This is a genomic window from Streptomyces sp. KLMMK (genome assembly GCF_036961605.1).
GTDB lineage: Bacteria > Actinomycetota > Actinomycetes > Streptomycetales > Streptomycetaceae > Streptomyces > Streptomyces telluris.
The window spans coordinates 1-12593 of the sequence record NZ_JBAMDC010000191.1 but is presented as its reverse complement, the minus strand read 5'-3'; the positions used below and the strand labels follow the sequence as shown (position 1 = coordinate 12593).

Annotated in this window: 6 protein-coding genes; 1 reads left to right on the top strand and 5 read right to left on the bottom strand. The window is 73.3% G+C overall.

All coding sequences use genetic code 11. The features are described from left to right. A partial coding sequence (locus tag V7793_RS23610; RefSeq protein WP_336009611.1) for a maltotransferase domain-containing protein occupies window positions 1-413 on the bottom strand: 413 nt, incomplete at its 3' end. Between the two features lie 715 nt (window positions 414-1128). On the opposite strand from V7793_RS23610, the gene glgP reads away from it, so the two are divergent. Continuing rightward, window positions 1129-3756 carry an alpha-glucan family phosphorylase gene (glgP, locus tag V7793_RS23605; RefSeq protein ID WP_336009610.1) on the top strand — a complete coding sequence of 876 codons (2628 nt, stop codon included), beginning with the start codon at window positions 1129-1131 and terminating at the stop codon, window positions 3754-3756. 127 nt (window positions 3757-3883) lie between these two features. Here glgP and V7793_RS23600 read toward each other — a convergent pair whose 3' ends face one another. The 4 genes from V7793_RS23600 to glgX all read right to left on the bottom strand — a co-directional run. Next, window positions 3884-6178, bottom strand: coding sequence for a M4 family metallopeptidase (locus V7793_RS23600; RefSeq protein WP_336009608.1), 2295 nt, complete (start codon window positions 6176-6178; stop codon window positions 3884-3886). 418 nt (window positions 6179-6596) lie between these two features. Further along, the gene (locus V7793_RS23595) at window positions 6597-8450 is read right to left on the bottom strand and encodes an ABC transporter ATP-binding protein (protein ID WP_336009606.1); all 1854 of its coding nucleotides are present in this window, start codon (window positions 8448-8450) and stop codon (window positions 6597-6599) included. Beyond that, the gene (locus tag V7793_RS23590) at window positions 8447-10333 is read right to left on the bottom strand and encodes an ABC transporter ATP-binding protein (RefSeq protein ID WP_336009604.1); all 1887 of its coding nucleotides are present in this window, start codon (window positions 10331-10333) and stop codon (window positions 8447-8449) included. Before V7793_RS23590 ends, V7793_RS23595 begins: the two co-directional genes overlap by 4 nt. Before the next feature lie 34 nt (window positions 10334-10367). Further along, a partial coding sequence (gene glgX / locus V7793_RS23585) for a glycogen debranching protein GlgX (protein ID WP_336009602.1) occupies window positions 10368-12593 on the bottom strand: 2226 nt, incomplete at its 5' end.

Sequence of the window (12593 nt, the reverse complement as noted above, 5' to 3'; positions counted from 1 at the left end):
GCCTCGCGGCCCTCCTTCTTCGGCACCCCGGCGGCGGCGCGCTCGTAGAGCAGCGCCCCTTCCTCCAGGACGAGTTGGACGTCCATCCCGGCGGGGATCTTCACCGAGGCCCGGTGCCGCCAGGTCGCCACCGGATCGCTCCAGGCCTCCACCGCGTACGTCCAGCGGCCCTCCGAGCCGGGGGTGACGTCCGCGCCCCAGCGGTCGGTGCCGGGCGCGAGTTCGCGCATGGGGGTCCAGGGGCCGCTGCGGCCCGCCGGGTCGCGCAGCACCACGTTGGCGCCGAGCGCGTCGTGGCCCTCGCGGAAGACGGTGGCGGTGACCTGGAAGGTCTCGCCGACGACCGCCTTGACCGGCCGGCGGCCGCAGTCCACGAGCGGCCCGAGGTCCAGGACGGGGATACGACCGATCATGGGATCACCTGGGGGTTCGACGGGATCGGAGGGGTGGTGCGGGTGGGGCGGAGCGGCGGGTCTGGCGAGTTCTGCTCTTTCTATCTGCTCCGCCGGCGGCCGGCCGGGTGCGGGCATGACTGCTCCTGACCGCGTTCACTCGGGTGGGTGCGGAAGACGTGCGGAGGGCGTGGGACGCGTACACGAGGCGGCGGCGGACTGCGACTCCCTGCATACCGCTTGAGCTTTCCCACCGGTCCCGGCCGGGCATGCCCGCACCGTGGGACCTACCGGTGCGTAGTTCCCGTGGCACCCGGTGGGGAGGCAGGCCGGCACGCCGTCACCCGTACGAAGTCTCCCCGTTGGGCCGATCGTGTGCAATGCGCGAAAACCGGGTAACCGGCGGCCAGACGGGGGAATGGCGCTCCGTTCCGGCCGTCGAAGGCCGTAGCGGTAACCGGCCGCCGCCGTTCCCGCTGTACGCGCGGCGTATTTGCGCCTCGTACGGGTGCATCAGCCGGGGGGCCGACGCGTGCGGTCCGCTTCTCCGTACCGTCCACCATACGGACGCCGTTCCCGGCCATGCACCCGTCCGCCGGCCGCACCGGGCGCACCGGCGGCGGCCGGGCTCCGGCGGTCGCCCCAGGGGGCGCACTTCCCGCCTGCACCTGCCAGGAGCAGGCAGTTGCCGCGAAGCGCCACGAAGCCCCCGGGCGTCCCCGCTACCGTCGTGGGGGTGAAGGCCATTCGTCGATTCAGTGTGCGCCCCGTTCTGCCGGAGCCCCTACGACCGCTCAGTGAGCTGGCGCGCAATCTGCGCTGGTCCTGGCACCCCGAGACCCGTGAGCTCTTCCAGGCCGTCGACCCCGAGGGCTGGCGGGCCGCCGCCGGCGACCCGCTGCGGCTGCTGGGCTCGGTGCCCGCGGCGCGGCTCGCGGCCCTCGCCGACGACCGCCGCTTCCGCCGCCGCCTCGCCGCGGTGGCCGACGACCTGCAGGACTACCTCACCGGCCGGCGCTGGTACCAGGAGCAGCCCGAGGGGCTGCCCGCCGCCATCGCCTACTTCTCGCCCGAATTCGGCATCACCGCCGCCCTCCCGCAGTACAGCGGCGGGCTCGGCATCCTCGCCGGCGACCACCTGAAGTCCGCCAGCGACCTCGGCGTCCCCCTCATCGGCGTCGGACTGCTCTACCGGCACGGCTACTTCCGCCAGTCCCTCTCCCGCGAGGGCTGGCAGCAGGAGCACTACCCCCTGCTCGATCCCAACGAGCTCCCGCTCACCATGCTGCGCGAGCCCGACGGCAACCCCAGCCGCGTCTCCCTCGCCCTCCCCGGCGGCCGCTCCCTGCGCGCCTACATCTGGCAGGCCCGGGTCGGCCGGGTGCCGCTGCTGCTCCTCGACTCCGACGTCGAGGAGAACGGCCCCGGCGAGCGCGAGGTCACCGACCGGCTCTACGGCGGGGGCGGCGAGCACCGGCTGCTGCAGGAGATGCTCCTGGGCATCGGCGGCGTCCGCGCCGTGCGCACCTACTGCCGTCTGACCGGCCACCCCGAACCCGAGGTCTTCCACACCAACGAGGGCCACGCCGGCTTCCTGGGACTGGAGCGCATCCGCGAACTCGTGGACGGCGGGCTGGACTTCGACGCCGCCCTGGAGTGCGCCCGCGCCGGAGCCGTCTTCACCACCCACACCCCCGTGCCCGCCGGCATCGACCGCTTCGACCGCGAGCTGGTCGCCCGCCACTTCGGCGCCGCCGGCGAACTGCCCGGCATCGACGTCGAACGCGTCCTCGAACTGGGCCTGGAGACCTACCCCGGCGGCGAGCCCAACCTCTTCAACATGGCCGTCATGGGCCTGCGGCTCGCCCAGCGCGCCAACGGCGTCTCCACCCTCCACGGGCAGGTCAGCCGGCAGATGTTCGCCGGCCTCTGGCCGGGCTTCGACGCCGAGGAAGTGCCCATCGACTCCGTCACCAACGGCGTCCACGCCCCCACCTGGGTCGCCCCCGAGGTGATGCGCCTGGGCGCCCGCCGGGTCGGCGCCGGCCGCACCGAGGACGCCCTGGCCGTCGGCGGCTCCCCGCGCTGGGACGCCGTCGCCGACATCCCCGACGCCGACATCTGGGAGCTGCGCCGCACCCTGCGCGAACAGCTGGTCGAGGAGGTGCGCGAGCGGCTGCGCGCCGCCTGGCGCGAGCGCGGCGCCGGCACCGCCGAGCTCGGCTGGATCGACGGCGTCCTCGACCCCGGCGTCCTCACCATCGGCTTCGCCCGCCGCGTGCCCTCCTACAAGCGCCTCACCCTCATGCTCCGCGACCGCGACCGCCTCATGGACCTCCTCCTGCACCCCGAGCGGCCCGTGCAGATCGTCGTCGCCGGCAAGGCCCACCCCGCCGACGACAGCGGCAAGCGCCTCGTGCAGGAGCTCGTGCGCTTCGCCGACGACCCGCGCGTGCGCCGGCGCCTGGTCTTCCTGCCCGACTACGGCATGGCCATGGCCCAGCGGCTCTACCCCGGCTGCGACGTCTGGCTCAACAACCCGCTGCGCCCGCTGGAGGCCTGCGGCACCTCGGGGATGAAGGCCGCCCTCAACGGCTGTCTCAACCTCTCGGTGCTCGACGGCTGGTGGGACGAGTGGTACGAGCCCGACTTCGGCTGGGCGATCCCCACCGCCGACGGCGCGGCCATGGACGACAACCGCCGCGACGACCTGGAGGCGGCCGCCCTCTACGACCTGCTGGAGCGGCGGGTGGCCCCGCGCTTCTACGACCGGACGCAGGGCGGGCTCCCCGGACGCTGGATCGAGATGGTGCGGCGCACGCTGACCACGCTCGGCCCGAAGGTCCTCGCCGGGCGCATGGTGCGCGAGTACGTGGAGCGGCTCTACGCCCCCGCCGCCGAGGCCCAGCGGGCCCTCACACCCGCCGCGGCGAGCGAGCTGGCCGCCTGGAAGGCCCGGGTGCGGGCCGGGTGGCCGGGCGTGGCCGTCGACCACGTGGAGGCCGTCGCCGACACCGCCCTCAACGGCACCGCGACCCTGGGCTCCACGGTCTGCCTGCGGGTGAGCGTCACGCTCGGCCCGCTGGACCCGGCCGACGTGGAGGTGCAGGCCGTGGCCGGGCGGGTCGACCCCACCGACCGGCTGAGCCAGACCGCCACGTTCCCCCTCAAGCCCGCGGGCGGCCCCGCCCTGGACGGCCGCCGTCTGTACGAGGGGCCGCTCACCCTCGACCGCACGGGCCCCTTCGGCTACACCGTCCGCATCCTGCCCTCGCACCGGCTGCTGTCCAGCGGCGCGGAGATGGGCCTGGTGACGCTGCCGTCGGAGGCGACGGGCGAGGCGGCGGGGGTGCTGTTGCGCTGACGCGCGGCCGCCCCGCCCCGTGCGTATGTGCGTAGGGCGCCGTCCGGGGGAGTCATGCTCACCCCGGACGGCGCCCGGTTCAGGTGCCGCGCCCCTCAGGGGGCGCGGCCGTGGGGCCGTGCCGGGCTCAGAAACTCAGCTTCCAGCTGTTGACCGTGCCGCTGTCCGCGGAGTACACGTCCTGCACCTGCAACTTCCACGTACCGGTCGCGGAGACCGCCGACGCGTCGACCGTGTAGCTGGCCTTCACGTCCGCCGCGGAGTCCCAGGCGTCCGAGTCCTTCAGCCGCCACGTCTTGCCGTCCGGCGCGACCAGGTCGATGCGCAGGTCGCCGCGGTAGGTGTGGGTGATGTTCACGTCCACCTTGAGGGCGGAGGAGCCGTTGCCGCTGCGGGTCACGACGACCGGCGAGGTCACGGCGTCGCCCGCGTCCGGGATTGCGACGGGGGTGTTGTTCTCGAAGACGCTGCCGCCGCCCGTGGTGTTCACGGTCCACTTGAAGGACGCGCTCGAGGACTTGCCGGCCGAGTCCTTGACCGTGACGGTGACGTTGCTGGTGCCGGTGGCGGTCGGCGTGCCGGAGATCAGACCGGTGGAGGCGTTGATCGACAGGCCCGCGGGCAGGCCGGTCGCCGAGTAGCTCAGGGCGCCGGAGTTGCTGCTGGTGGCCTTGATCTGCAGGGAGACGGCGGTGTTCACGATGCTCGTCTGGTCACCGGGTGCGGTGATGCTGACCCCGGTCCCGGGGGTGGCCCGGCTGCCGACGTTGACGGCCGCCCAGGCGTTGGCCACGTTGTTGTACGTCTCGCTGCCCACGCCGAAGAGCTCGCCGGCGGCCCACAGCGTCGCGTCGCGCGCGCCGGCGTAGTTGGTGTTCGACTGCATGCGCCCGGTCAGCGCCTTGAACCAGATCTTCGCGGCGTTGTCCCGGCCGATGCCGGTCACGGGCAGGCCGTCGGAGGTCGGCGAGTCGTAGGAGACGCCGTTGATCACCTTCGCGCCGCTGCCCTCGGAAGCGAGGTAGAACCAGTGGTTGGCGGGGCCCGACGAGTAGTGCACGTCGATGCCGCCGATGCCCGAGTACCAGGCGTCCTTGGAGCGGGTGTCCTTGCTGGGCTTGTCCATGTAGCGCAGCGGGGAGCCGTTGCTGTTGATGTCGATCTTCTCGCCGACGAGGTAGTCGCCCACGTCGTTGGGGTTGTTCGCCCAGAACTCCACGGCGGCGGCGAAGATGTCGGAGGTGGCCTCGTTGAGGCCGCCGGACTCGCCTGCATAGGTGAGGTTGGCGGTCGCCGAGGTGACGCCGTGCGTCATCTCGTGCGCGGCCACGTCGATCGAGGTCAGCGGCTTGGCGTTGCCGGAGCCGTCGCCGTAGGTCATGCAGAAGCAGTCGTCCGACCAGAAGGCGTTGACGTAGTTGTTGCCGTAGTGCACCCGGCTGTACGCGCCCACGCCGTCACCGCGGATGCCGCTGCGCCCGTGCACGTTCTTGTAGTAGTCCCACGTCAGCTGGGCGCCGTAGTGCGCGTCCACGCCGGCGGTGGCGGCGTCGCTCGTGGTGCCGTTGCCCCAGACGTCGTCGGCGTCGGTGAAGAGGGTGCCGGTGCCGGAGGAGCCGCGGTTGAGGTTGTAGGTCTTGTGGCCGCCGCGCGAGGCGTCGTTGAGCTGGTAGGAGCCGCCCGACTGCGAGGTGCCGATGGTCACCTGGCCGCTGTACTTGCTGTTGCCGGTGCCCTGCTTGACTCCCTGGAACTCGAAGAGCTTCTTGCCCGTCCGTGCGTCGGTGATGACGTGCAGCTCGTTGGGCGTGCCGTCCTCCTGGAGGCCGCCGACGACGGTCTCGTAGGCGAGGACCGGCTTGCCGCTCGCGGCCCAGATCACCTTGCGGGGCGCCCGGTCGGCCTTGCCGGCCTTCGAGCCCTGCGCGCCCGCGGCCTTCACGGCCTCCTTCTCGGCGGCGGCCGCCGAGAAGGACGGGGTGGTCGTCGCGATCGTCATCCGGGCCTTGGTCGCCTTGGCGACGCTCTTGACGGCGCCGCCCTTGGTCGCGTCCACGACGAGGTCGCCGCCGAGCACCGGCAGACCCTCGTACGTCCGCTCGTAGCGGGTGTGGATCGTGCCGTTGACGTCCTTGACGACGTCCTTGACGACCAGCTTCTCCTTGGCGCCGAGGCCCAGGGTCCGCGCGGTCTCCGCCTTGGTCGCGTCGGCCTGGCGGATCAGTTCGGCGCGCTGCGAGGGAGTGAGCTTCACGGGCATGGCGCCCGGGTCGGCCTTGGCGACGACCTTGCGCGGAGCGCTGCCCGCTCCGTCGTCGGTGCGGGCGGCCGCGGTTCCGGTCTGGGTGCCGACGGCGAGCATCGCCGAGACGGCGACCAGTGCACCGGCGGCGACGGCTCTCTTCTGGGGGGTGGGTCTCACGCTGACTCCTTCTGCGAGGGGCAGATCAGGCAGAACAGGTGGAGCTGGGGGCCGATGGATCCCGTCCGACGGGTCAGGTCCGATGAATCCGGCGGGTGCGGTCAAACGTTGTGGAGCGCTGCGCTTCCCCGTGCGCGGTGGCCGCCGGGTGCTGCCGGTCGGTGCCGCGGGACGGGGGTGGGAGGCGTGGGGCCTCGGGGGGACAGCAGGCGATGCAACGTGCCGGTGGAGCGAGGCCGACGCCCGGCGGCCGTGCCGTGGGGGAGCCGCGCGTCAGTGGAGGGAAGAGTGCCACCGCAGGCATGTACGTGTCAGGAGCCCGGAGGCAAGTTGGCCGGAATCCGTCCGTTGACGAAAGAACGAGGTCCGCATAGCGGTGCGGGGCGGCGCCTGCCGCCACCGCCACGCACCCGGGCCGTCAGGCCAGGCTGTCCCGCCAGGCCCGGTGCAGGTCCGCGAAGCGGCCCGTGCCTCCGGTCAGCTCGGCCGGGGAGCCGTCCTCCACGACGCGGCCGTCGGCCATCACCAGGACGCGGTCCGCGATCTCGACCGTCGACAGCCGGTGCGCGATGACCACCGCCGTACGGCCGTGCAGCACCGTGGCCATCGCACGCTGCACCGCCCGCTCGCCCGGGATGTCCAGCGAGGACGTGGCCTCGTCCAGGATGAGCACCGCCGGGTCGGCGAGCAGGGCGCGTGCGAAGGCCACCAGCTGGCGCTGCCCGGCCGAGATCCGGCCGCCGCGCTTGCGCACGTCGGTGTCGTAGCCCTCCGGCAGGGCCGTGATGAAGTCGTGGGCGCCGATCGCCTTCGCCGCCCGCTCGATCTCCTCCCGGCCGGCCCCGGGGCGGCCGATGGCGATGTTCTCCGCGACGGTGCCGGAGAACAGGAAGGCCTCCTGCGTCACCATGACCACTCCGCGCCGCAGCTCCGGCACGGCGAGCGCGTCCAGCGGCACCCCGTCGAGGAGCACCCGGCCCTCGGTGGGGTCGTAGAAGCGGGCCAGGAGCTTGGCGAGGGTGGACTTGCCGGCCCCCGTCGAGCCGACCACCGCGACCGTCTGCCCGGCGTGCAGCGTCAGGTCGAAGCGGGGCAGCACCTCGCCGCCCGTGCGGTAGGCGAAGCGCACCCCCTCGAAGACGACCTCGCGGCCGGGCAGCCCCGCCCGCCGCTCCGGCAGCGTGCGCGGCTCGGCGGGCTCGGGCACGCCGGGCCGCTGGGCGAGCAGGCCCGCGATCTTCTCCAGCGAGGCCGCGGCCGACTGGTAGGAGTTGAGGAACATCGCCAGCTGGTCGATCGGGTCGTACAGCCGCCGCAGGTAGAGCACCGCCGCCGCGAGCACGCCCAGCTCCAGCCCGTCGCCGGCCACCCGGTAGGCGCCCCAGAGGACGACGGCGGCCAGCACCACGTTGGCCACGAGGCGGGAGAGGAAGACGTAGCGGGCCATCTCCAGCAGCGCCCGGGTGTTCGCGTGCCGGTGCCGGTCGTTGAGCTCCGCGAAGTGCGCGGCGTTGGCGCGCTCCCGGCGGAAGGCCTGGACCGGGCGGATGCCGTTCATGGTCTCGGTGAACTTCACGATCACCGAGGCGATGGCGGTGGAGCGCTCGTGGTAGACCGCGTGCGCGCGCCGCCGGTAGGAGCGCATCAGCAACTGCAGCGGGACGAAGGACAGGACGGCGGCGGCGCCGATGCCCCAGTCCAGGTAGAGCAGGGTGGCCGAGATGTACACGACGGCCAGGCAGACCCCGATGAGCTCCTGCAGCCCGTCGTTGATCAGCTCGCGTATCGACTCGACGTCGGTGGTCGCGCGCGAGATGAGGCGCCCGGAGGTATAGCGCTCGTGGAAGTCGACGCTGAGGGACTGGGCGTGGCGGAAGATCCGGCCGCGCAGGTCGAGGAGCACGTTCTGGCCGATGCGCGCCGACAGCCGGATGAAGACGTACTGCAGCAGGCCCGCGGCCAGGGCGCACACCACGTACGCGGTGCCGACGGCGATCAGCGGGCCGTAGTCGTCGCGGCGGGCGGCCGGTACGGCCCGGTCGATGGCGAACGCCACGAGGAGCGGCCCCGCCTGGACGGCCGCCTGCTGGAGCAGCATGACGAGGACGGTGAGCCGGACGCGGCCGCGCGCCGGGGCGAGCAGCGAGCGCAGCAGGGCGCGCGAGGCGCCCTTGGGGGCGGGCAGGACGTCCTTGTCGAAGGCGTCGCCGTCCTCCGCGGGGGTGGTGCACTCGTCGTCGGCTGTGGTGCGGTCGGGTGCGGTGGTGGTCATCGCCGGCCTCCCTCGTGCCGTGCGTACGTCCGGTCGGCCGCGGCACTCCGGTCCTCGTCGCCCGCCATGAGCGAGGCGTACTCCCGGCTGGTGCGCAGCAGTTCGTGGTGGGTGCCGACGGCGGTGATGCGTCCTCCGGAGAGCAGGGCCACGCGGTCGGCCAGCAGGACCGTGGAGGGGCGGTGGGCGACGACGAGGGCGGTCGTGGTGGCCAGCACCTCGCGCAGGGCCGCCTCGACCAGGGCCTCGGTGTGCACGTCGAGCGCGGAGAGCGGGTCGTCCAGGATGAGGAAGCGCGGGTCGCCGACGACGGCGCGGGCCAGCGCGAGCCGCTGGCGCTGCCCGCCGGACAGGCTCAGGCCCTGCTCGCCGACCTGGGTGCGGGTGCCCTCGGGCAGGGCGTGCACGAAGCCGGCCTGGGCGACCTCCAGGGCGCGGGCCAGATCGGCCTCCTGGCCGGCCTCGGCGCCCATCAGGACGTTCTCCCCGACGCTCGCGGAGAACAGCGTCGGGTCCTCGAAGGCCACGGAGACCAGCTCGCGCAGGCGCTCGCGCGGCATGGCGGCGATGTCCTCGCCGTCCAGGGTGATCCGGCCCGACGTCGCCTCGTGGAGGCGGGGGATGAGGGCGGTCAGGGTGGTCTTGCCGCTGCCCGTGGTGCCGACGAGGGCCATCGTCTCGCCGGGCCGGATGTGCAGGTCGACGCCGTGCAGGACGGGCGGGGCGTCCGCGGGGGCGTCGGGGTAGCGGAAACCGACGCCCTCCAGGCGCAGCCCGCCGCGCTCGCCCGCCGGGCGCGGGGAGGGCACGTCGCCGCTCTTGCCGGCGCCGCTCCTGCCGGCGGCGGTGGAGTCGGAGGCCGAGGAGGTGGTCCGGTCGGCGGGGACGGGGGCGTCCATGACCTCGAAGTAGCGGTCGGCGGCTGTGGCCGACTCGTTGGCGATCGCGATCAGGAAGCCGAAGGACTCCACCGGCCAGCGCAGCGCCAGCGCCGTCGACAGGAACGCCACCAGCGTGCCGGCCGAGAGCTCGCCGTCGGCCACCTGCAGCACGCCGAGCACGAGCGCCGCGCCGATCGCCAGCTCCGGCAGGCTCATGATGACCGCCCAGAGCATCCCCAGCAGGTGCGCCTTGCCCAGCTCGGTGCCGCGCAGCCGGCCGGAGAGGGCGTCGAAGGCCCGCTCCTGGCCGCGGTGCCGGCCGAAGCCCTTGATGATGCGGATGCCGAGGACGCTCTCCTCGACGACCGTCGCGAGGTCGCCGGACTGGTCCTGCGCGGTGCGCGCGGCCCGGGAGTAGCGCTCCTCGAAATACGTGCAGAGGATCACCAGCGGCACCACCGGGGCGAGCAGCACCAGCCCCAGCGTCCACTGCTGCACCAGCAGGACGACGAAGCCCACCAGGATTGTCACGCCGTTGACCAGCATGAACGTCAGCGGGAAGGCCAGGAAGATGCGCAGCAGCATCAGGTCCGTCGTGCCCCGCGAGAGCAGCTGCCCCGAGGGCCAGCGGTCGTGGAAGGAGACCGGCAGCCGCTGCAGGTGCCCGTAGAGGTCCGCCCGCATGTCCGCCTCGACCTTCGCCAGCGGACGCGCCACGAGGAAGCGGCGCAGCGCGAAGAGCGACGCCTCCACCACGCCGAGCACGAGCACCAGCGCGCCGCCCAGCCACACCCCCGAGGGGTCCTTGCCGGCGACCGGGCCGTCCACGATCCACTTGAGCGCGAGCGGAATGACGAGGCTGGCGCAGGACGCGACGACGGTCACGGCGGCGGCGGCGATCATCGTGTTGCGCACCGGCCGCACGTAGGGCCACAGGCGCAGCAGTGAACGGACGGCGGACCGTCTCTCGGGCGGGCTCGGGGCTTCAGGGGTCTCGGTCATCACGACCGAGACTACGGTTCACCACTGACACCGCTCACTCGGTTTTTGCGCCTAGGGCCTTACGGGGCAGCGGAATTGGAGCCTCCGGTCCTGCTTCCGCCCGCTCCCTCGTCACCCGCCACAGGAGCACCGAGCGCGCTCCCACCGTGATGCGCGCACCCGCCGCCCGCCGGTCGCCCGGCGCCGCCCCCTGCTCCTCCCGCGCGGTGTCCACGAGCAGTTCGTAGCCGTCCGCCCACGGCGGGCCCGGCAGGGTGAACCCCGCGTCGGCCGGGCCCGCGTGCAGCACGGCCAGGAAGCTGTCGTCCGTGACCGGCTCGCCCTGCTGCCCGCGCTGGGGGATGTCCCGGCCCGAGAGGTACATGCCGAGCGTGGCCGCCGGCGCGTACCAGTCGGCCTGCGTCATCTCCGTGCCCCCGGCCGTGAACCAGGCCAGGTCCCGCAGCCCGTCCGCACTCTGCGGGCGGCCCGAGAAGAAGGAGCGGCTGCGCAGGACGGGGTGGGCGCGGCGCAGTGCGAGGAGCCGGCAGCACAGGTCCGCGAGGGCGCGCCAGCCCGGCTCCTCCAGCAGCGACCAGTCGGTCCAGCTGGTCTCGTTGTCCTGGCAGTAGGCGTTGTTGTTGCCGCCTTGGGTGCGGCCCATCTCGTCGCCCGCGACGAGCATCGGCACGCCCGTCGACAGCAGCAGGGTGGTCAGCAGGTTCCGCAGCTGGCGCCGTCGCAGGGCCCGCACCGCGGGGTCGTCCGCGGGGCCCTCCGCACCGCAGTTCCACGAGCGGTTGCCGTCGGTGCCGTCGCGGTTGCCCTCACCGTTGGCCTCGTTGTGCTTGTGCTCGTAGCTGACCAGGTCGCGCAGGGTGAAGCCGTCGTGGGCCGTGACGAAGTTGACGGAGGCGTAGGGGCGGCGGCCGCCCCAGGCGTAGAGGTCGCTGGAGCCCGAGAGCCGGTAGCCGAGGTCGCGCACGTCGGGCAGGGCGCCGCGCCAGAAGTCCCGGACGGCGTCGCGGTAGCGATCGTTCCACTCCGTCCACAGCGGCGGGAAGGAGCCGACCTGGTAGCCGCCCGAGCCCACGTCCCACGGTTCGGCTATGAGCTTGACGCGGCGCAGCACGGGGTCCTGGGCGATGACGGCGAGGAACGGCGAGAGCATGTCGACGTCGTGCATGGAGCGGGCGAGCGCCGCCGCCAGGTCGAAGCGGAAGCCGTCGACGCCCATCTCCGTCACCCAGTAGCGCAGGGAGTCGGTGATCAGGCGCAGGACGTTCGGCTGGACGACGTGCAGGGTGTTGCCGCAGCCGGTGTAGTCGGCGTAGCGGCGCTGGTCGCCCTGGAGCCGGTAGTAGCGGCGGTTGTCGATGCCCTTCAGGGACAGCGTGGGGCCCAGCTCGCCGCCCTCGGCGGTGTGGTTGTAGACCACGTCGAGGATGACCTCCAGGCCCGCCGCGTGCAGGGCGCGCACCATGCGCTTGAACTCGCCCACCTGCCGGCCGTCGGTCCCGGACGCCGCGTAGGCGGCGTGCGGGGCGAAGTAGCCGATGGAGTTGTAGCCCCAGTAGTTGCGCAGCCCCCGCCGCAGCAGGTGGTCCTCGTGCGCGAACTGGTGCACCGGGAGCAGCTCCACGGCCGTCACCCCGAGCCGCACCAGGTGCTCGACGGCCGCGGGGTGCGCGAGCCCGGCGTACGTGCCGCGCAGCTCCTCGGGGACGCCCGGGTGGCGCTTGGTGAAGCCGCGCACGTGCAGCTCGTAGATGACGGAGTCGGGCCAGGGCGTCTTGGGCCGGTGGTCGTCCGCCCAGTCGTCGCCGTCCGCGACGACCACGCCCTTGGGGACGTACGGGGCCGAGTCGCGCTCGTCGCGGACGGTGTCGGCGACGTGCTGCTGGGGCCAGTCCCGCACGTGCCCGTACACCTCGGGGGGCAGGGAGAAGTCGCCGTCCACGGCGCGGGCGTAGGGGTCCAGCAGGAGCTTGGCGGGGTTCCAGCGGGCGCCCGTCCAGGGGTCCCAGCGGCCGTGGACGCGGTAGCCGTAGCGGCGGCCGGGCAGTACCCCGGGCACGAAGCCGTGCCATATCTCGTGCGTCAGCTCGGTGAGGGGCAGCCGCGTCTCGCCCTGCGGCGGGCCGTCCGGGCCGCCGTCCCCTCCGCCGTCGAACAGGCACAGCTCGACGGCCTCCGCCCCGCCGGCCCACAGGGCGAAGTTCGTCCCCGCCGTGCCGTCGGCGGCGGTCCTGAAGCGGGCGCCGAGGGGCTCGGGGCTGCC